Below are 16,922 nucleotides of genomic sequence, written 5' to 3' on the forward strand. Positions count from 1 at the left end.
AAACGGGTTTAAGAAGGTCTAAGAAGGCGGTTGCGACGATTTTGCGGGGAAGCGCCGCGCTTGTGCGCCCCACAGGCCTTACAGGGCAAAAATCGGGAGGTTGCTTCACTGGCTTTCCTCAACCAGATCAGAACGCCCTGCAAGGTGCGCGGTGGCGATGCCCTGCGCCAGCGTTTCGGCAAGGTTCGACGCATCAAGCTGCGGGAACGCACTGGCCAGCATCAGCCGGAATTCGCCAAGGTCGGTTGCCTTGGTCAACATCGTTTCAATCGTGTCGACCAGTCCTGCAACGGCGCTATCGCCACGGCCTGCAATCGCATCGGCTATCTGTACCGCACTATGCGCTGGCGCGGCCTCTTGCTGGCTTTGCAGCGCGGGCGCTGGAAGCGGTGGTTGGGCAACGGGCGGCTTTTGCAAAGCCGGATCAACGCCTGCCATTGATGCCGGCACAACGCTTTCCGAAGGCGCGCGCAGCACTTCCGAACCTTTGTCCGGATCAGACAGGCCCAGCTTGTCACGGATCTCCGATGACTGCACGCGCAGGCCCATTGGTACGAATACCTTCAGGCTCTCGGTCAGCTGCTTGATGTCTTCCGCCTTCGGGCGGGCAATGACCAGTCGCGGGTATTTCTTGGATGGACCGAACTCGATATCCATCCATGGCCGGATCAGGTCACGGTTGAGAACGGCTGAAAGCGTTTTGCAATCGGCTGTCTCGATATCCTCGCGCACGCCTTCGTGCACTTGGTTGCCGCCGTCCCCAAGCCCGCCTTGCTTGCTGTCCGTCGTGCCGGTCTGGCCGACAACCGCTTTCGAGATTTGCCGGTCAAGCCAGTCGGCCCGCCGCTCATACAGGTCTGATCCTGCAGTGACGTTCTTCGATTCGATGAAGTCGATCGACATCGATTCCGGGATGATCGCCGCACAATCGCCAGCGATGTTGGCAACCGCACGAAATAGCGTCGACTTGTCTTCCTTTGTCGCGCCTTCGTGGAATTTGCCGATGCGGACGGGCTGGCCATAGGTCTGCACAAAGATTGCCCAGTCGCGCTGGGTGAACGCCTTGAACATCCACGCCCAAGCCGCAATGCGCGCAATGCCTGAACGGACGGGCAGGCCAGACTTGGCTTTGATCTGCGTATAGATGAACCGGAACGCAGGCAGCGGCTCGGCCACCGAGTTACCGTCAATCCCGCCGCGCAACATCGGCTGGCGCATTGTCGTGCGGTCAAACGTAAACCAGCGTGAGTCGCGCCATTCAAGGCGCTTGGGCCATAGCTGCCCTTCGGAAGTATCCCAGACGATTTCGGTAAAGCTCACGCCTTTGCCGATGGCGTCAAGGATGTCGAACAACTCGTCGGCCAGCTCGTCACGCTTGAGCCATTCGCGCACCATGTCGGCACGGCGCACGTCTTCAGCATCGTCGCTGGCGGCTTCCACCGTGATGTCGATCTGGCTGACGCTGCGTTTGCGGGTGCCCAATACGCCCGCATAGTGCAGGTCGCGCTCTTCGATCAGTTCGGCCAGCTCGAAGTATTCCAGCGGCTCGCCGTAATCGGCGGCGCGCAGCAGCTCGGCCAGCCGCGTTGGGTTAAGCCCGTTGGCGGGATAGCCCGCGATGGGCGAACGCACACCGCCTACCGTCGCGCCGCCGATCTCGCGGGTCAGCAGCTCCCGGCGAAGGGGTTGCCCATATTGATCGACCAGGCCCGTCATGTCTTAATCCTTATCAAACCGCTCATCAAACAAGCCCCTGGCCACTCATGCGAACGCCAAGCGGCTGCCGCCATGGATCGCGCCGGTTTTCATCGTCGTCGTCGGGTTCGTTGAAAGCGTCGTTCTCGCGCCTGCCGACCGGCTCGTAGCCATAAATGACCGCGCCCTGCCGCGATGCGAACCACGCGAGCATTCCGGCAATGCCGGTATCACCGTGGCGCATGTGCCCGTCGCTGCCCGGATAGCGTAGATCATCGGGAACCTTGATCACGCCATTGACGTACTGCAGCGCCTGCTGATCGCGGATCACATCGTCATCGGTCGCAATCTCGATAGTCTCGTCGCCAAACGCGTCGACATACGGTGTGCCGTTTTCGCGGTACCATTCCTGGCTAAGTTTGATCTCGCTGATCCGTGCGCCAAACTTCTGCGCCGCCACTTCTGCCAGATACGCGCCGTTGCCGGTGGCATCGAGCGCGCCATGCCCGAAGCGCGGCAGGCGTGAGACGACAAAGAACAGGATTTGCTTTTGGGTCTCGAACGGCACGTTGCGCATTTCGAAAACCAGTTTCCAGCGCCGGGTCAGATCTTGCCCAAGCTCCTGGATGATCAGGTCGGAACCGTCACCACTGCGCGCAAAGTCCAGCCCGAAGTCATGGCGGCGGCGCTTGTCCAGGGCGGCAAGGCGCGGGGCAACTTCGGCCTTCAGCCACTCTTCCACCAACGCCTTGCGCTGGGCCTTCTCTGCCATCTTGAAGCTATCGGGCAGGAAGTACCGCAAGACGATTGGCCCGGCCTTTGCCGCGCGTTCAATCACGACGCGGGGCATGGCTGCGCCCACGGCATCAGACGGGATGGCATCCAGTTCCTGATGCATCTGCGCGGTGCGTGTGCCGTAAGCGCCGCGTATCTTGCCTTCCCACGCGGCCTCGGCTTCAGGCGTCCACGTCCAGCCTTTCATCAGGCATACGCGGCGATAAAGACCGTTCTCAACCGCCGCTGAGAAGGGGATGAAGTGGACCTTGAAGCCGTTCTTGCCTGCCAGCGCTTCGCTGCACAGTTCTTCGAACGGGTTTAGCTGGCCGTTGGGCGAACTGATCACGCGGATCTTGCCGCCCCAGATCAGCAGTGCGTTCACTGCGTCGATCACGGCGCGAACATCGTTGTGGAACGCGGCCTCGTCGATCACGACAACGCCTTGCAGACCACGGATGTTTTCCGGCCGACTTGAGAGCGCCTCTACGCGGAACCCGCTGGCAAAGCGGACGCGGAACGCAGAAATATCCTTGGTGGTGCCGTCTTCTCGCTCATCGGCAAAGACGAACTCTTCGACCTCGGCCAGTTCGCGCGCCACCGTTTTGGCAAAGTGCGCGACATAGCCGATGAACTCCCGGCCTTTGTCCTTGGTGTCGCCGATGTAAAAAACATTGTCGCCACCGGCAGACCGCGCTGCGGCGGCAATCAGCGTATCGTCCAGCGCCTCGGCGAAGGTCACGCCAGTGCGGCGGCCCTTCTTGGCAATCTTCAGGTCGCTGTGATCATCCAGCCACTCGCGCTGATGTTTCATCAGCACGCCGTCGGCCAGAGGGTCGAGGTCCTGCGGTATCTCTGCGCCGCGTGGCAATTCCAGCGGCAACGCAGCCGGGTTGCGCGCCAGCACCGGCTCCACGCCCTGCGCGCTGGACGCCAGCACCGTGGCCATCGCTGCGCCTGCCGCTACGGCCTTTTTGAAAGCGCCGGTCATGCGCCATCATCTCCGTCGCTGTCCGCCACCGTGTCGCGTGGCGCAACCATCGGCAGCGCCATTTCCTTTGGCTCAAAGTAACGGCCCACCGGTCCGCAACGCCAACGCCTGGTCAACGTGCGGTCACTGCCGCGTTCATTCGCGCAGCTTACATCCAACCGGCTGCGATATCCGTTGCTGCCAACGTCAAAGTGCTTGCCCACCGAACGCCTGCACCATCCGTTGGAACAATGCGCGCAGTCGGAGCAGCTGGGTGCGTCAGCAATGATGTGAGCATCAGAAGGTTCCGCACTCATCGGAACAGCTTCCTTATACCCAACACCAACCCCACCAATGCAAAGTAGACCAACGCTATCGGCCAAAAGAATGCGAACGCGCAGCCCAACGGAATGATGATGCTCTGCCCATGCGAGGTCGGTTCATGTGCAGCCATTCGCCCTGCGGTCACGAGGCAGACAACCAGGCCCAGAAGATAAACGCTTCCCAATAATTCGATCATGTCGATTTCCCTGAAATGGTACCGCGCCACGTCATTTTGTAGCTGCTGATTTGTGCCTTGCCGGTGGCCAGCGTGAGAAACACATCAACTTGCAGGCCGTCGGCATAAAGAGCGCGGGCACGGCGCAGTATGCCGGTGCGGTCCCGCCAGCCGGTGCATTCGATCAGTTCCGCATCCGGTTCCAAAGGTACGAGTTGTGCAAACAGCGGGGCAAGCGCCGCGCAATCTAAGACTACCCGTGTCAATTTTCGCGATGGCCGTCTCACGCTGCCAGCCCCAGTACGCCCTTACGGATCGCGGCGATGCGGTCGGCATTGAGGCCAGCCTCCCCGGCGATCTTCTCGACACGCGCGGCGGCGTCGGCTTCGGCTTGCGCCTGCTTTTGCTGTTCAGCGGCGCGTGTTGCATCCGCAGCCTGGTCAAGCTTGTCACGGCGCTGCACGGCAGATTCACGCGCGGCGGTGCTGGACAGACGCTGCAGCGCCAGCGTGGCGTTCAGCAGCAGCTTGGGGTCCGGTTCATCCTCGGACATGACCTGCTCAAGAATGCGGTATTTCAGCAGTTCGGTTGCCGCGATCATGCTGTCGCTGCGTTCACCCGGCTGAAGCTGCGCAAGCACCTCGTTCATCAGCTTGCGACTGGCGTCGAGCTTGCGCACTTCAATCGCCACCCGCACAGACCAACGGCTGAATGCGCCCTTGCTGATGCCCTTCAGACCACGATCTGCCAGCCGCCCGTTGAACTGCCGCAAGATTTCGGTCTGCGGCATTTTCTTTTCACGCAGCTCGGCATTCGCCCAGGCAATGTCCTCGTCGCATTCCTCGGGCAGCATTTCGATAGAAGAAAGCCGTCCGCGTCCCTCGCGGCGGCTTTCCCGTTCGGCTGCTGATTCTGGCTGGCCCATGGTCACTCCGCGTCAGCAGGCAAAGTGATCCCGTGGATCACAATGCGCCGCTCCACATGATCACGGCCAGCGCGCGTGATCGTCGCCAATGACACCGGGCCAAGGCCCGGCAGCTCTGATCTGGTCACCCGAATAGCGCCCATGGTGTCGAGCCAGTCGAGTTGCGTCTCGATCCATTCGCGGGTGCGGCGCGGCACAACTTGTTCGATCAGCGTGGTCAATGACCGGCTGTTCAACGTGGCATCGCGCTGCTGCGCAAGCTCGGCCAATATCGCCAGACGCGCGTCTTCCTGGCACCGCTGTTCATAGCTGCTCACGGCTTGTTGCTCCGCAAAAAATCGTCAATCCGGCTCACCACTTTGGCCACCACATCAAGCTCGGTTTTGATCGACGTGATCTTGATCTCGACCTCGTGCAGGTCTTTTTTGGTGGGCAGGTGGCGCATGTCGTCCTCAACTCTCTGGATGCGCCGGTCGTGGCCTTTCAGGCCGTCCATTGCTTCATCGATCCGGTCGTTCACATCGTCTACCCGCGCGCCCACATCGCGCGCCGGGCGGCTGATCCATGCCCAAAGCAGGTTGGCAACGCTCAGCAGCAGCGCCACAATCGAAACCCATTGACTAAGCGCTGTGAGCTGCACGCGCATTCCTTTCATATTGCTCTTGGCAGTGGATGCACCGCTCTGCCGATGGCAGCGCAGCCTTGCGGGCTGCACTGATCGGATCGTCACATTCGATGCAGTAATCTTCGCCTTCTTCGGCAAGCGCCGCTTGGATGCGCGCGACCTCGTCATCGCGCTCCTTCTCCACCATCTCAGCCGCAGCCTCGATCATGCGTTCGCTGACCCTCATTTGCCCGATGCCTTCGCAACGCCAGCAAGGTCAGCCATCATACGGATTTGTTCGTCGCTCAGGTGGATGGGCTCGCCGCCCGCTTTTTGCAGCATCCAGCGGCTATCTTGGCGAACGAAGAACAGCGTATTGCCAAAAGGATCGTTGCCAATGTTGTGGGTGTATCGCGCGCCCCTCACCGCTCGCCTCCCACAGCCCAGCCATGGGCATTGTCGAGGCGCACTTTCAGCGTGGTGCAGGCGTCAAGAGCCGCGCGGGGGATGAGTACCATGGCAGGTCCGGCACCGGATCGGTCAATGACCGGGGCGGGCGCGGTGGTGCCGGGCAGATCGGCGCGGGCGTCGCCACTTCGATAGGCGGGCGTTCTTTCGATCCGGCATTGCAGCCGCTGATCGCGAGCATAAGCGTCGGTGGAAGCAAGAGCCTTCCCCAACGTGGGAGCCATTTCATTGTCGGCGTCCTTTCTGCGGCTTTCGTCGGCGGCTTCCGCCTTGATCTTTGCTGCCAGTGCGTTGGCCTTGGCTTGCGCCATGGCTGTGCGAATGCGGTCCATGCCAGTGCCAAGATTTCGGATTTGCTGCGGTACAGCGCGGGTCGCCAATTTGGGGTGATCAGCGGCAAAGCGGGTGGCTTGCACAACGTCTGCCTGCCAATCGCGCAGATCATTGCGCTGGCCGGTGATGATCCAGATTGCCAGAGCCTGCGCAGCAATTGCCAGCGCCACTGGCCACCAACGCAGCGTTGCCCCCGGCGAGAGACCTAACAGACGGGCGATCATTGCTCGACTCCGCCATCCCGGCGCGATGCCTGCCGCAGGACTTGCTGGGTAATATCCTGCGCCTTGCCCACCTGTTCGCGGTCGACGGTGCTATCGCGGCCCGCGACGGCAAAGCCGACCCAGCCCGTAATGACGACAGCGTTGGCCAGCACCTTGAAGAATTCGTCGTTGGTCAAATGCGGCCACAAGATCAGCAGCGCAAAAATGCCGGTCGTTTGCAGGCACAGCGCCAAGGCGTACCAGCCGCGCTGCGAAGGCCAGCCGGGGCCTGCTTTATAGAGCCAATCCCAGAAGCTCATTTTGCACCTGCCATGGTATTGCCCACACGGTGCGCGACCCAGCCGTAAACAAAGGCCTCCTGGCTGGGCCGGTCTTCGGCGATGCCGATGTAACGCGCGCCTTGCAGCGCTTCACAGGCCTTGATGAGAACTTCCTCACCGGGCTTTCCACGCACACTCAAAAAGGCGCGCAGGGACGCAATTGTCATTGTGCCAATGCGACCATCAACAGCGACGTCGGGATAATCACGGGCCTGCCGGTTCATCACGTTCAGCACGCGCTGCAGGAATTGCCCTGGTACGCTGGTGCCCATGTTCACGCCGGTGTCGAACAGCTCTGCAGCAAGGGTGGGCGCAAGGTCGGCAATGCGGGCAAGGCCCGGCTCTTCCCAATAGCGTTTGCGATAAATCTCGACCGCGATGGGGCGCGGCATGGTGCGCATCGGGCCGGTGTAGCCATAGGCGCGGGCGACCTGCACGGTAACGCCCCAGATGGTTTCCCCACCACGATCAGCGGGGTGGTTGACGTATCCGCCTTCCACCCCGATCACGCGGTCAATCAATTGTGAGACTTTCGCAGTCATGACCGTCGACCCTGCCTAAAATTCTGGCGGGCAAACACCGATCACGTCGATGCATTTGCCCGCTGCTGCAGGCTTGGTTTTGCGGGTTTATGCTGGGCAAAAGAATGCCCGCCGAAGCGGGCTGGAAATCTATGAGGCAGTCAAAACAGATTTAGCTGCGCACCGCTCTTGGCCGATCCGGGCCGATCTGGCAAGTCTGCCTCTCGTTTGAAGAGCTTGCCGACACCATTTTCCGTGATGCCTAACAGCAGCGCAATCTTGGCGTCTGATAGGCCCTGCTGCCGATAGAACAGCGCCCGCTCGCGGCGGGCAAGTGGAACGCGGATTGTCGCCGGTGCCCACGCACGGCTTAACTTGTCAGCCAGATCACGTCCCACTGCCTCAACTGCTGCATGGTCATCGCTGAAGCGGTGCGAGACATAAACCCGCGTACCGCCCAGCGCCTGACAGAACCGGACGCATCCTTCGACGCCCAGAATTGCTTGCAGTTGAATGGTGAGATGGCCTTCGTTCATCAGGCATCGCTGCCGTAAAAGTCAGGGTTGGTGCGATCATCGCTTTGGTTATCGCGGTCCAGCATGGGCCGCACATGTTTATAGCGACCGTCCTGCTCCAGAACGGTCACCACCACACCATTCTTGACCACATAGGCAAGCCCATTGGACAAGATCAGGAATTCTTCTGCTCCCATTGCAGCACTGGCTGCAACGGCGCGGTCCAGCGCCAACGAAAGCGCTGCCCGCAGTGCCTCAACATCGACCACGCCCGTCCGCTCTAGCCAGCGGAACAAGGCGTGGTTCGATACCTCAACAGGCTTGTGAACAGACCGTTGCTTGCGCTTACCCATGACGGTTGGCGCCAGTCCCATGAGATTTTGCCATGGCATCCATATCTGTGAATATCGCCTCAATCTCGGACCGCTTTTCAATGATGCACTTGGCAAGAACCCATGTGATCCCGCCTTCGGCACCAATCCGACCCAGCACCCTTGTAAGGTCAGCAAGCGCAGCTTGTTCAGGTGAGGAATGCAATGCGCCCTGATTGTCGATGTACGCTGGAACAGCCTTAGCCATTGCGCCCTCCATTATCTTTGCCATGAGCGCGCAACTTGTCGCCCAGCGCCTTGGCCAGCAGTTCGTAGTCGCTGGCAGTCCATGGCGACGTCTTCACGTTCTCGATCCCGCACAACTTCCATGCGGCATCGTGCAGCGCCCAATCGGAAGGCACCACATGGGCGTCCTTCAGCTTGATCAGGATTGCCGCGCAAAGCGAGGCCTGCAGTTCAGTTGGGTTGAACGGCTTGCCAGTCACGCGGCAATGTTGCTGCCACCCGCCACGTGTGGCCATGCTCTTCAGCGCCTCGATCAACCGGAAGGCATCAGACTGCCGCGCCCATTGTAGTTTGTCGCAGCCAAGCTGGCGTTTGGCGAAAGCTTCCAAGGCATGCTCGCTGGAGTTGTGGACTGCGCCCAAATGGTAAAGCGAAATCCAAAGCGCGCGCGCCTTAAGCGCCATAGGATGGCTTGCTACCTTTTTGCCAGGCAGGGCTTTGAAGCCTTTGGACTTCATCACGTCGAGCACCCGCGCAATTTGCGGATCACTGCAATCCTTCAGGCTCAGCTTGCCAGTCTGATCCATAAGGATTTGACGATAGTCGTCTTCCACCATTCCTAGCTGCTGACGGGCGATCTGCACTTTGGCGATCATCGCGCGGCGATGCTGTGATGCGCGGTCGAACTGCGCAGGCCGCGCAAGCGCTGCATTAGTTGCCATGATGCGTCTCCTTTGAAGAACCACGTTCCATGTTGATTGCGGTACAGGTGCGGGCAAATTCACCGTCTTCCAGCCGGAGCCGGATCGCCATGCGGTGAAGATTCATGATGGCGGTATGGTCGCGCCCACCCAGCGCTCGGCCGATTTTGGGATAGCTGATCGCGCCTGCCGGATCGGTGCGCAGAATCCATGTCACCAAGGCCCGTGCTTGCACGAGGCGGTCCGCCCGCCTGCGTGAGAACAGGGCGTTTTGGTCTACATCCCAAAGTGCGCACACAAACCAGATCGCAGTCGCAGCGGCCACATAATCAGGATCGACAGGCTCTTCCCGCACCGGCGCACGAGGCACGGGCGCGACATCGATGTCGCGCCAGAAGGGTTGCCCGCCGATCATAGGAACCACCCGCCAGCAAGCGGCACACAAAACGCCAGCACTACAAGCGCCATGCTGATAACCGGCAGATCAGCCCGCTCGATCAAAGCCAGCCGTGGCTTCTCCCTAACCACTTCGGGCCTGATAACGCGCTTCTCAGCACACCAACGGTTCACCACTCCAGCGACATGCGTCACCTTGGCGATCAAGGCTTCCGGATCCGTCACGATGTCATGCCAGAACACCGTCTCGGTCAATGTGGTGTTCCCGTGATGCGCCTGCAGATGTGCCGACACCACGAACCCACCGGGCCAAACGCTGATCTGGACCTGGTTGAACATGTCGCCAGCGGCTGCCGCAATTTCAGCGGCCTTCTTCATTTCCTTGATCATGCTGCCACCGCCCGCTGGGACAATTGCGCCCATGCATCCTGCAAGTGTTCTTTTGCCAATGGCTGCCGCTCGGACGCGGCGATCATCCACGCCAGTTCCAGCGCCATCGTGCCGCCGCGAAGGCCTCCTGGCATCATCACGATCTTGCGCAGATAGGCCTGCGCGGCATCGTCTTCCACTTTCCATGCTTCGGCCAACGCATCGGCATCTGCCTGCAATGGCAACGGGCGGATCAGGCGCATGGAAACGCGGCTGTAAAGCTGGGCAAAGGCCGCGCTGCGGCTGCCGCCTTCAAGCTGCTGCATCACCTTGATGTTGCCCAGCAACGCAATGCCCACGCCGGTGGCGTCGTGCCAGCTGCGGATTTCTTCAATTGCCTTTTCCGAAACGTGCTGCGCTTCATCGATCACGATCAGCGGCTTTGACATGTTCTTCACGCGGTCGCGGATTCGGCGCGAAAGCTTCTGCGGCGTTCCCACCGCATCGCGCTCGCCCATGGCCTCCAGAACTTCGATCTGCATGTTGTTCACGCCAGCCGTCGATGGGCTCATTGTCGCCATGAACACGTTGGGGAAGCAGGCCTTGTACGCCTCAGCGGTTTTGGTTTTACCAAGGCCGGCACCGGTGGCGATAACCACAATCCGGCCACGCTGTGCCCATGTCAGCAGGCTTGTGATCTGGTCGCTCGTCGGGGTGGCAAAGTATTCGGGCAGTTCCGGCGCTTCGATATCAATTTTTGCCTGTTCGCTCAGTAGCTGGCGATAGCGGTAAACCTTCTCGGCCAGTTTGCGCTCATCCCCGGCATAACCTTTGATGCTGCCGAACTGGCTCAACGTGCCTGACGGAATATCAATGCGCTTGGCCATCTCCGACCAGCTCTGCTGAGAGCTGGCGCGATGGTCGATCAGCCATTGGCGCATCTCTTCGATGTCGATGGGTGCGTTTGTCGGGTCATTCATGTAGAGAACTCCTGTCTCTTAGGTGGGACAGGTGCGCGGGAAAGTTTCTCAGGCGGTCCCGCGCACCACTTCAATCGTCGCGCTTCACAAGTTTCAGCGCGGCAAAAGCTCGGTTTTCTGATCGTGCCGGTTCGGCAATCTGCGGCGCGGCCTGCGCAGCCACTTTCAATGCTGCTGCTGTCTGGCCGCGATGGCGCACAGGCCGATAAACCTGCGGTTCGGTGATTTCAGGTTCAGGTGCATCGATCTGCAGTGCCGCGACTTGCGCCGCCGTAAGAAGCCCTTCAGCGGCAACACCATCGCGAATCCGCTTGCGGTATTCCGCCACCATCTTGGCCGTGGCTTTGGCCGCTGCAGCGTCAAGGAATTGCACATCACCGAACAGCTGGGCTGCGCACAAATAGGCACCGGCCTGGTCGTAAAGATGGATGTCGCGGAGCAAGTTGTCGGGATCGAACCGAACCGTCACAGTCTGCCCATGCAAACGCCCGCATTCTGATGACCAATACCGATTGCCGAACAATGTGATCTCGCCGGTTTCCTTGTTGATCCGCTTTTGCTCACCCGCCAGCAGCGCCAGCCGCATGATTTCGGGCGATGCTTTGCCAATCGGCGCGACGGCATAGGAATCGGCAAACGCCTGATCAAAGCTGCGGCCTTTGGCCGTCTCGGTCCTGCGGTTCAGGCGGGCGTTATGATCGGCGATACCTTTGTTCACCTGGGCAACGAACGCATCCCATTCCACCGCGCGGCTGCCATAGTTTTCCGGCTTGGCCATCGGGTTGTTGCCGACATAGGCACCGGCAAACGCAGGGTGCTTGGCAATGCGGTCGCACATATCGCGGAAGGCGCGTTCAATGGGTTTTGACTGGCCGCGATATGGCGTGGCCCAGTGGATTTGAATGCCAAGGCCGGTCAGCAGGCCGGTCGGTTCCTCTGGCTTGATCTTGAACCGGAAACGGCTGCCAGCGCCGCCTGTGATCCACTTGCTGGCAAATGCGCGCCCGTTATCCAGCACGCATTCTTTGGGCACACCCCAGTTCTGGAAAAGGTCGGCAAAGCACAGCCGCGTTTGCACTGCGCTTTCCTCGCCGCCGATCCGCCACGCAAGAACCTTGCGGCTGTAAATGTCCTGAATGGTCACCATGATCGGGCGGATGATCTGCCCTTCGCCCGTCTTCACGAACACGTCGAACTTATGTCCGTCGATGTTCACGATCTCCATGGCGTGAAGGTGGGCAACGGTGCGGCGCTGCGCAGGAATTGACCGGCGGAGCGATTCCTCACCCTCACGGCGCAACTTCAGAACGCGCGGGTCCACTTCACGCTCCAGCTTGCGGCGCACGGATCGTTCCGACGGCAGCGACAATCCGCGCGATGCGGCAATATCTTTCGTGCGATCATAGCAGCTGGTCAGAGTGGGCTGCTCGAGGCGCAGATAGTCCGAGAGGAAGATCGTCCACAGCTGATCATCAATATCAGCCTCACGCCCGCCACCCTTGCGGCGCGGTGCCAAGGCAACCAGCCGATTTTGGCGGGCAACGCCGCGCACCTTGTCTCGCCAGCCCCAGATCGTGGCGGCGCTAACCTGATGCTCGATTGAAGCTGCATTGACCGCCATGGTCGATGTCAGGCCCGATTGTTCCAGCAGCTCGATCTCGGCAATGATTGCCACACGACGGTGCGCTTCGGACTTTGCCTTGTCGCTCTGCAAATCATACCAGCGCCAGCCTTCCGCCGTAGGGTCTTCAGCTTCTAGCAAAGTGGTCACGCCCAATTTGCGGCCCAGCTCGATCCGTGCGGCACCCGGCAACAGGGTCACATGAAATTCTACGCCACCGCCGCGACCGGCGCGCGGCCGTGACAAAGGCAGACCGGCAGCATCGCACTTGATCAACCAGCGGCTGTCACGTGCATGGCGGTTCATCGCGCGCTTGTCGTGCGGCAGGCCGGGCAGACGGAATTCTGCAAGCTCGGCAGCGGTAAACCATTCACGGTTTGCGTCTTCCTGCACTGGTATTTGATGCGCTGCTTGGCTCACTGAAATTGACCCCCACGGATTAACGGCGCATCCATCGCCACTTTTTGACGTTCTTCTTTTAGGCGCTGCATTTCGCGGTCGATCTGGCCCAGCCGCGCGGTCTTCACCTCGGCACCGATCAGAAGCGCCGCGCCGATCTCGCGCATCAGCGGGTCCAACAGATCATGACGCTTCGTCACCAGTACCAAGGCAAAGAACCGGCTCATCGGCACCTTGTGTTCGGCGCGCGCAGGGCTGGAATAGGCATCCAGCATGCGCGGGCTCACTTCGTCGCCCAGAAGGATGCTCATTTCCGCCGCGATGATTTCGCGCGGGCGGGAATCGCTGTTCAAAATCATGCCAACCGTGCTGCAAATTTGCGCCTCAAGCCCCGCCAATCCGGCAGCACCAGAACGGGCCACCGGCTCTGCAAAGGTGAAGCCAAGCTGATCAGGATGGGCGCGAGCCTTAACCACGCGGTGCCCCCAAAGGGTCAGGCCCGTTGTCATTGCCGCGCGCCAAACGCGGGTCTTCAGACCGGCGTGGCATGTTCACCAACTTGACCGGCATAATCGGCAAGTTGATGACATCGGCAGGCGCATTGCGGGCGCGCTCCATTGCCAGATTTACGATAGCGCAAATCCAGACCTTTCCGTCTCCGTTAAGCTCATCGAACGCGCAGGAGGCGAAAACTCCCTGCACTTCAGGACTGTCGACGATAGCCTTGGCTTCCCGCCAAAGTGATTGGGATGGGCAGAATTCAGCCATCACGCCATGTCCCCCTGCTTAAACCAGAATGCGGGCTGCTCGACCTCACGGGTCACAGTTTCGCGCGGGCTGCAGTCCATTTGCGCCATGCGCGCTTTCAGGCGGCGGTCGCTTTCCTGCCAGCGCTTGCGCGCCATGGCATCGCGCGGGCTGCAGCCCATCTCTAGGCCCGCCTCAAACGCTTCTCGTGCTTTGCGGAATCGCTCTGCCAATGACTGCGCCATCAGTTTGGCTCCCAACGGATAACATGGCCAATGAATTGACCGGCACCATGGTGGCGCATCCAGAAATTGCCCATCGCGCGGCGCGCGCTGGTCCCTTCACTGGCGGCAAAGCCATCGGCCACGGCAAATCGCTCGATTGCTACGTTGCCAAGGTGCGTCCGGTTATCAAACGTGATGCCCGCGATCAGCTCTGGGTGATCGGCGTCCACCGTGATCATGATCAGGCACACTTCGGTGCAGATCGGATCGGGCATGATTTTGCGGCAGTGCTTCGTGCGCATGCCAACATAAAGCTGGATGGGCTCTCCCGCGCGCGGCGGACGCTTCCGCTGCACACGCACCGTCTGGCGCTTGGTGCCCGCCAGAATTGGCGCGGCAAACTGCCCCTTGAAGCTAAGTGCTACCATCACAAACGCTCCTGACTGAACGTGGCGAAACGGGTTGCAACCAGCGGCACGGCGTAAAGCGGCACACCGCTGATCGACGGGATTGAAGGCGTCTCAATGATTTCGATGGCGCGAACCTTGCCGCGCAATGTGCGCACCGCACCGCGCTCTTCCATGCTGGCAAGCATGGTGTGGATCATGCTTTTGGATTGAATGCCAATGCCCGCCGCGCATTCGACAAGCGTCGGCGAAACACCACCGTTGGCGATCTGGTAGCCACGGATAAAGCGGAGCAATTCAAGCTGGCGGGCGGTAAGGCCGATCATGAGCGAACGCTCCGATGGCGCTTTCCTGAAATCTGTATTGCGCGCAGCAGAAAGGCTGACCCACGGCGCATTACTGCCGATTGCCGACGTTGGTCGCCGCCGTCATGGAAGGTGAAAACCACCTTCTCGACGTTCGCTTTGGGCATGCCCATTGCGCAGGCGATGGCCTCCAGTAGCGATCCCGTATCCCACAGGCGCATGATCGCGGCTTCCTTGGGTGTCAGATGAGACATCAGTTTGCCTCCTCAATCAGGCCCAAGGGCGGCAGCCAGATCGTGCGAGTTTCACCTGGCAAAGTCGGCTTGCGCACATCCCAAACGACAGCGCAGTAATCCACCATGCCGCCACGGAATGCGCGTCCGCCCATGGCTGCGATCATGTCACCTGGAGGCATCGAAGGACGCTCACAGAAGTGCAGGACGAATTGCGGCGGATGGTCGATCCGGACAAGCCGCGAACGCCGCTTGCCCATCGCCAGCCACTTGGCAGGGAGGATCATCACAACGCGGTCTGTGGCCAGGCTAAGCGCGCGGCGCACGAACGCCTCGCTCACAATCACCTGCCGCCCATCCAACCAGTATTTGCGATAGCTGAACGGCGGGTTTGACCAGATCGAGATGCGCTCATGCCGGTCACGCTGTTTTAGGTCATCTTCAATGAAGCAGATGTTCTCGAAGCTGATGTTATCAGGACGTTCGAAAACCGCCCACCGCTCAGGCGTGATCCGATTGACGATATCGGAAAGGATGAATTGGCCTTTGAAGCCTGCGCTTTCCAGCCATTCCGCGCTATGCCCTTCGCCTGCTGCAGGGTCCCATATCGTCGCGCCTGTTACAGCCTCTTCAAGGCCAATCGCGCCTACGATCTGCTCCCATTCCCAACCCCATTCGACATACCAGTCGTAAGGGTGGCGCTTGGCCTTCCGGCCTGTTGAAACCTCGCCGCGCATCAGTTGCTGCCCTTGGGTTCAAGGCCGAACAGTGCTGATTGTAATGCGCCTGCAGTGTCAGCCAGGGTGTCGTCATCAACCTGCTCATCTCCGTCGATCAGCGCAGTGATCACGCGGAAGGCTGTCTGGAGCGCAGCCGTTGCCGAACCTGCAACCTCTTCCTTCAATTCGCGGTTCAACAAGTCGCGCAACTGGCGCTTCACTTCGTCAGATTTGAAGTGGCCGACGATCTGCGGCACGAGCCGCTTTTGTTCAGTCGCGTTCAATCGCCCAAGATTGCCCACAACAGCGGCCAGAGCCTTTTCGTGCCCGTCCGGCTTGCGCCCCTTCGCATTGGCAAGGTCCGCCTGTATCAGAGCATCGTCCGCGCTCAGCTCTGTGTCGGCCAGCAGCGCCTCAATCACGCGGCGGCGATCAGCCTCCTCGCGGACTTGCGCGATCAACCTCAACTGGCTGGCATTCCCGCCCACAACAGGGTGATTGGCCAGCGGCTCAATCATCGCAGGAAACGGCTCAATTATCAGCCGAAAGAGGTTCAGGTCATTGTGGATCGCACGGCGTGACATGCCCAGCGCTTCGCCGACCGATTCCTCCCAGCCGTATACTTGTGCAATCTTTGCACAAGTATCGTTGACCTCTTCGGTCAATGCCTCGTCAGGGCGCATTTCGTGCGCCTTCACGCGCTCCCAGCGCAGTTTTATGCCAAGGCGTTGATGGGAGATGTCGCCATGAACTCGTGCAATCCGGTCGCGCGCGGCTTGCACCAATGCAGCGGTAAACTTGGCACGCTCCAGCGGCCCAAGCGGACGACGGTGCAGGTTCTCCGACGCTTCCAGATCGGCAAGGTCTTCAGGCTTGCCCGAAACCTCAATCGCCCAAACAGGAATCACTTCCATCCGCGCACCGATCAGGCGGTGCATGCCCGTCACCAGCCGCCAAGGCTGCGCATCATTCTTCGGCTGCTTTACAACCTTGATCGGGTCTCTCTGCCCGTCAATCTTCATAAGGCGACCGATTGCAGCGGCCTTGTCCTCGTGCAGAAAGCCGATCCGCTTGCCCTCATCAACCAGCAGCGGATCAAGCTCAAACAACGTGGCATTGGAAAGCAGAGTGTTCATTTGGAAGTCTCACTTAGACGGTGCGCGGCCTCAGCCGCGTCGATAGGATTCAGGGAGGAAACAAGATCAGGAGACACCGAATGTCCGCTTCCCTCACCGACCGGATCGAAGCACTTGAGCTGCTCGTCATTGCGCACCTGCACGCTGTCGCGCGGCGCAATCCCATTGCGGGCGAGGAAACCTGCAATCAGGCCCTCGGCCATGCCGATCAGCTTGTTGAGGATGGAATGCCCGCCGCTGGTCAGCATTTGCGGGATCTGGTCGGCGCGTTGCGACTGCA

The 16,922-nt window shown here is 60.3% G+C and carries 29 protein-coding genes; all 29 read right to left on the minus strand.

Annotated features, from left to right (window positions below):
• Positions 1 to 105 precede the first annotated feature (105 nt).
• The 29 genes from GGQ88_RS00615 to GGQ88_RS21060 all read right to left on the minus strand — a co-directional run bounded on the left by GGQ88_RS00615 (position 106) and on the right by GGQ88_RS21060 (position 16,890).
• Complete coding sequence (locus tag GGQ88_RS00615) at positions 106 to 1,716, minus strand: DUF935 domain-containing protein (RefSeq protein WP_183611095.1); 1,611 nt, start codon at positions 1,714 to 1,716, stop codon at positions 106 to 108.
• A 25-nt stretch (positions 1,717 to 1,741) separates the two neighbouring features.
• Positions 1,742 to 3,460, minus strand: coding sequence for a hypothetical protein (locus GGQ88_RS00620; RefSeq protein ID WP_221214445.1), 1,719 nt, complete (start codon positions 3,458 to 3,460; stop codon positions 1,742 to 1,744).
• Between the two features lie 292 nt (positions 3,461 to 3,752).
• Complete coding sequence (locus GGQ88_RS00625; protein ID WP_183611096.1) at positions 3,753 to 3,959, minus strand: hypothetical protein; 207 nt, start codon at positions 3,957 to 3,959, stop codon at positions 3,753 to 3,755.
• Positions 3,956 to 4,144 (minus strand): hypothetical protein, encoded by a 189-nt coding sequence (locus GGQ88_RS00630; protein ID WP_183611097.1) that lies wholly within the window; start codon positions 4,142 to 4,144, stop codon positions 3,956 to 3,958. The genes GGQ88_RS00625 and GGQ88_RS00630 overlap by 4 nt, the downstream gene beginning before the upstream one ends.
• A gap of 77 nt (positions 4,145 to 4,221) precedes the next feature.
• Positions 4,222 to 4,863 carry a phage protein Gp27 family protein gene (locus tag GGQ88_RS00635; RefSeq protein WP_183611098.1) on the minus strand — a complete coding sequence of 214 codons (642 nt, stop codon included), beginning with the start codon at positions 4,861 to 4,863 and terminating at the stop codon, positions 4,222 to 4,224.
• Positions 4,864 to 4,865: 2 nt separating this feature from the next.
• The gene (locus tag GGQ88_RS00640; protein ID WP_183611099.1) at positions 4,866 to 5,180 is read right to left on the minus strand and encodes a VpaChn25_0724 family phage protein; all 315 of its coding nucleotides are present in this window, start codon (positions 5,178 to 5,180) and stop codon (positions 4,866 to 4,868) included.
• Complete coding sequence (locus GGQ88_RS00645) at positions 5,177 to 5,503, minus strand: DUF2730 family protein (RefSeq protein WP_183611100.1); 327 nt, start codon at positions 5,501 to 5,503, stop codon at positions 5,177 to 5,179. Before GGQ88_RS00645 ends, GGQ88_RS00640 begins: the two co-directional genes overlap by 4 nt.
• On the minus strand, positions 5,484 to 5,714 hold the full coding sequence (locus tag GGQ88_RS00650; protein ID WP_183611101.1) for a TraR/DksA C4-type zinc finger protein: 231 nt from the start codon (positions 5,712 to 5,714) through the stop codon (positions 5,484 to 5,486). Before GGQ88_RS00650 ends, GGQ88_RS00645 begins: the two co-directional genes overlap by 20 nt.
• Positions 5,711 to 5,893 (minus strand): hypothetical protein, encoded by a 183-nt coding sequence (locus tag GGQ88_RS00655; protein WP_183611102.1) that lies wholly within the window; start codon positions 5,891 to 5,893, stop codon positions 5,711 to 5,713. Before GGQ88_RS00655 ends, GGQ88_RS00650 begins: the two co-directional genes overlap by 4 nt.
• Positions 5,890 to 6,492: a hypothetical protein gene (locus GGQ88_RS00660; protein WP_183611103.1), complete on the minus strand. Its 603-nt coding sequence runs from the start codon at positions 6,490 to 6,492 to the stop codon at positions 5,890 to 5,892. The genes GGQ88_RS00655 and GGQ88_RS00660 overlap by 4 nt, the downstream gene beginning before the upstream one ends.
• Entirely contained in the window at positions 6,489 to 6,791 is a 303-nt protein-coding gene (locus GGQ88_RS00665) for a hypothetical protein (RefSeq protein WP_183611104.1), read from the minus strand. The genes GGQ88_RS00660 and GGQ88_RS00665 overlap by 4 nt, the downstream gene beginning before the upstream one ends.
• On the minus strand, positions 6,788 to 7,354 hold the full coding sequence (locus GGQ88_RS00670) for a glycoside hydrolase family 108 protein (protein WP_183611105.1): 567 nt from the start codon (positions 7,352 to 7,354) through the stop codon (positions 6,788 to 6,790). The genes GGQ88_RS00665 and GGQ88_RS00670 overlap by 4 nt, the downstream gene beginning before the upstream one ends.
• Positions 7,355 to 7,494: 140 nt before the next feature.
• Positions 7,495 to 7,869, minus strand: coding sequence for a hypothetical protein (locus GGQ88_RS00675; RefSeq protein ID WP_183611106.1), 375 nt, complete (start codon positions 7,867 to 7,869; stop codon positions 7,495 to 7,497).
• Positions 7,869 to 8,201, minus strand: coding sequence for a hypothetical protein (locus GGQ88_RS00680; protein ID WP_183611107.1), 333 nt, complete (start codon positions 8,199 to 8,201; stop codon positions 7,869 to 7,871). Before GGQ88_RS00680 ends, GGQ88_RS00675 begins: the two co-directional genes overlap by 1 nt.
• A complete protein-coding gene (locus tag GGQ88_RS00685; protein ID WP_183611108.1) occupies positions 8,194 to 8,427 on the minus strand; it encodes a hypothetical protein in 234 nt (77 codons plus the stop codon). Before GGQ88_RS00685 ends, GGQ88_RS00680 begins: the two co-directional genes overlap by 8 nt.
• On the minus strand, positions 8,420 to 9,061 hold the full coding sequence (locus tag GGQ88_RS00690) for a gp16 family protein (protein ID WP_183611109.1): 642 nt from the start codon (positions 9,059 to 9,061) through the stop codon (positions 8,420 to 8,422). Before GGQ88_RS00690 ends, GGQ88_RS00685 begins: the two co-directional genes overlap by 8 nt.
• A 55-nt stretch (positions 9,062 to 9,116) precedes the next feature.
• Entirely contained in the window at positions 9,117 to 9,521 is a 405-nt protein-coding gene (locus GGQ88_RS00695) for a helix-turn-helix domain-containing protein (RefSeq protein ID WP_183611110.1), read from the minus strand.
• Positions 9,518 to 9,892, minus strand: a complete 375-nt coding sequence (locus tag GGQ88_RS00700) for a hypothetical protein (RefSeq protein ID WP_183611111.1) — start codon at positions 9,890 to 9,892, stop codon at positions 9,518 to 9,520. The genes GGQ88_RS00695 and GGQ88_RS00700 overlap by 4 nt, the downstream gene beginning before the upstream one ends.
• Positions 9,889 to 10,851: an AAA family ATPase gene (locus tag GGQ88_RS00705; RefSeq protein ID WP_183611112.1), complete on the minus strand. Its 963-nt coding sequence runs from the start codon at positions 10,849 to 10,851 to the stop codon at positions 9,889 to 9,891. Before GGQ88_RS00705 ends, GGQ88_RS00700 begins: the two co-directional genes overlap by 4 nt.
• Positions 10,852 to 10,921: 70 nt before the next feature.
• On the minus strand, positions 10,922 to 12,865 hold the full coding sequence (locus tag GGQ88_RS00710; protein WP_183611113.1) for a transposase domain-containing protein: 1,944 nt from the start codon (positions 12,863 to 12,865) through the stop codon (positions 10,922 to 10,924).
• Positions 12,866 to 12,888: 23 nt separating this feature from the next.
• Complete coding sequence (locus tag GGQ88_RS00715) at positions 12,889 to 13,347, minus strand: hypothetical protein (RefSeq protein ID WP_183611114.1); 459 nt, start codon at positions 13,345 to 13,347, stop codon at positions 12,889 to 12,891.
• Positions 13,340 to 13,642 carry a hypothetical protein gene (locus tag GGQ88_RS00720; RefSeq protein ID WP_183611115.1) on the minus strand — a complete coding sequence of 101 codons (303 nt, stop codon included), beginning with the start codon at positions 13,640 to 13,642 and terminating at the stop codon, positions 13,340 to 13,342. The genes GGQ88_RS00715 and GGQ88_RS00720 overlap by 8 nt, the downstream gene beginning before the upstream one ends.
• On the minus strand, positions 13,639 to 13,863 hold the full coding sequence (locus GGQ88_RS00725) for a hypothetical protein (protein ID WP_183611116.1): 225 nt from the start codon (positions 13,861 to 13,863) through the stop codon (positions 13,639 to 13,641). Before GGQ88_RS00725 ends, GGQ88_RS00720 begins: the two co-directional genes overlap by 4 nt.
• Positions 13,863 to 14,270, minus strand: a complete 408-nt coding sequence (locus tag GGQ88_RS00730) for an ASCH domain-containing protein (RefSeq protein ID WP_183611117.1) — start codon at positions 14,268 to 14,270, stop codon at positions 13,863 to 13,865. The genes GGQ88_RS00725 and GGQ88_RS00730 overlap by 1 nt, the downstream gene beginning before the upstream one ends.
• On the minus strand, positions 14,270 to 14,575 hold the full coding sequence (locus GGQ88_RS00735) for a LexA family protein (protein WP_183611118.1): 306 nt from the start codon (positions 14,573 to 14,575) through the stop codon (positions 14,270 to 14,272). The genes GGQ88_RS00730 and GGQ88_RS00735 overlap by 1 nt, the downstream gene beginning before the upstream one ends.
• Entirely contained in the window at positions 14,572 to 14,808 is a 237-nt protein-coding gene (locus GGQ88_RS00740) for a hypothetical protein (RefSeq protein WP_183611119.1), read from the minus strand. The genes GGQ88_RS00735 and GGQ88_RS00740 overlap by 4 nt, the downstream gene beginning before the upstream one ends.
• The gene (locus GGQ88_RS00745; protein WP_183611120.1) at positions 14,808 to 15,524 is read right to left on the minus strand and encodes a hypothetical protein; all 717 of its coding nucleotides are present in this window, start codon (positions 15,522 to 15,524) and stop codon (positions 14,808 to 14,810) included. The genes GGQ88_RS00740 and GGQ88_RS00745 overlap by 1 nt, the downstream gene beginning before the upstream one ends.
• Positions 15,524 to 16,642 (minus strand): hypothetical protein, encoded by a 1,119-nt coding sequence (locus GGQ88_RS00750; protein WP_183611121.1) that lies wholly within the window; start codon positions 16,640 to 16,642, stop codon positions 15,524 to 15,526. The genes GGQ88_RS00745 and GGQ88_RS00750 overlap by 1 nt, the downstream gene beginning before the upstream one ends.
• Positions 16,639 to 16,890: a hypothetical protein gene (locus GGQ88_RS21060; RefSeq protein WP_221214446.1), complete on the minus strand. Its 252-nt coding sequence runs from the start codon at positions 16,888 to 16,890 to the stop codon at positions 16,639 to 16,641. The genes GGQ88_RS00750 and GGQ88_RS21060 overlap by 4 nt, the downstream gene beginning before the upstream one ends.
• Positions 16,891 to 16,922: the final 32 nt, after the last annotated feature.

Origin of the sequence: Novosphingobium hassiacum (assembly GCF_014196055.1) — a bacterium.
GTDB lineage: Bacteria > Pseudomonadota > Alphaproteobacteria > Sphingomonadales > Sphingomonadaceae > Novosphingobium > Novosphingobium hassiacum.

What these genes read in the sequence shown, in the direction of transcription:
- GGQ88_RS00615 (WP_183611095.1), bottom strand. Translation starts at nt 1,716, where the DNA reads ATGACGGGCCTGGTCGATCAATATGGGCAACCCCTTCGCCGGGAGCTG.
- GGQ88_RS00620 (WP_221214445.1), bottom strand. Translation starts at nt 3,460, where the DNA reads ATGACCGGCGCTTTCAAAAAGGCCGTAGCGGCAGGCGCAGCGATGGCC.
- GGQ88_RS00625 (WP_183611096.1), bottom strand. Translation starts at nt 3,959, where the DNA reads ATGATCGAATTATTGGGAAGCGTTTATCTTCTGGGCCTGGTTGTCTGC.
- GGQ88_RS00635 (WP_183611098.1), bottom strand. Translation starts at nt 4,863, where the DNA reads ATGGGCCAGCCAGAATCAGCAGCCGAACGGGAAAGCCGCCGCGAGGGA.
- GGQ88_RS00650 (WP_183611101.1), bottom strand. Translation starts at nt 5,714, where the DNA reads ATGAGGGTCAGCGAACGCATGATCGAGGCTGCGGCTGAGATGGTGGAG.
- GGQ88_RS00660 (WP_183611103.1), bottom strand. Translation starts at nt 6,492, where the DNA reads ATGATCGCCCGTCTGTTAGGTCTCTCGCCGGGGGCAACGCTGCGTTGG.
- GGQ88_RS00665 (WP_183611104.1), bottom strand. Translation starts at nt 6,791, where the DNA reads ATGAGCTTCTGGGATTGGCTCTATAAAGCAGGCCCCGGCTGGCCTTCG.
- GGQ88_RS00670 (WP_183611105.1), bottom strand. Translation starts at nt 7,354, where the DNA reads ATGACTGCGAAAGTCTCACAATTGATTGACCGCGTGATCGGGGTGGAA.
- GGQ88_RS00675 (WP_183611106.1), bottom strand. Translation starts at nt 7,869, where the DNA reads ATGAACGAAGGCCATCTCACCATTCAACTGCAAGCAATTCTGGGCGTC.
- GGQ88_RS00680 (WP_183611107.1), bottom strand. Translation starts at nt 8,201, where the DNA reads ATGGGTAAGCGCAAGCAACGGTCTGTTCACAAGCCTGTTGAGGTATCG.
- GGQ88_RS00685 (WP_183611108.1), bottom strand. Translation starts at nt 8,427, where the DNA reads ATGGCTAAGGCTGTTCCAGCGTACATCGACAATCAGGGCGCATTGCAT.
- GGQ88_RS00690 (WP_183611109.1), bottom strand. Translation starts at nt 9,061, where the DNA reads ATGATCGCCAAAGTGCAGATCGCCCGTCAGCAGCTAGGAATGGTGGAA.
- GGQ88_RS00695 (WP_183611110.1), bottom strand. Translation starts at nt 9,521, where the DNA reads ATGATCGGCGGGCAACCCTTCTGGCGCGACATCGATGTCGCGCCCGTG.
- GGQ88_RS00700 (WP_183611111.1), bottom strand. Translation starts at nt 9,892, where the DNA reads ATGATCAAGGAAATGAAGAAGGCCGCTGAAATTGCGGCAGCCGCTGGC.
- GGQ88_RS00705 (WP_183611112.1), bottom strand. Translation starts at nt 10,851, where the DNA reads ATGAATGACCCGACAAACGCACCCATCGACATCGAAGAGATGCGCCAA.
- GGQ88_RS00725 (WP_183611116.1), bottom strand. Translation starts at nt 13,863, where the DNA reads ATGGCGCAGTCATTGGCAGAGCGATTCCGCAAAGCACGAGAAGCGTTT.
- GGQ88_RS00730 (WP_183611117.1), bottom strand. Translation starts at nt 14,270, where the DNA reads ATGGTAGCACTTAGCTTCAAGGGGCAGTTTGCCGCGCCAATTCTGGCG.
- GGQ88_RS00735 (WP_183611118.1), bottom strand. Translation starts at nt 14,575, where the DNA reads ATGATCGGCCTTACCGCCCGCCAGCTTGAATTGCTCCGCTTTATCCGT.
- GGQ88_RS00740 (WP_183611119.1), bottom strand. Translation starts at nt 14,808, where the DNA reads ATGTCTCATCTGACACCCAAGGAAGCCGCGATCATGCGCCTGTGGGAT.
- GGQ88_RS00745 (WP_183611120.1), bottom strand. Translation starts at nt 15,524, where the DNA reads ATGCGCGGCGAGGTTTCAACAGGCCGGAAGGCCAAGCGCCACCCTTAC.
- GGQ88_RS00750 (WP_183611121.1), bottom strand. Translation starts at nt 16,642, where the DNA reads ATGAACACTCTGCTTTCCAATGCCACGTTGTTTGAGCTTGATCCGCTG.
- GGQ88_RS21060 (WP_221214446.1), bottom strand. Translation starts at nt 16,890, where the DNA reads ATGCTGACCAGCGGCGGGCATTCCATCCTCAACAAGCTGATCGGCATG.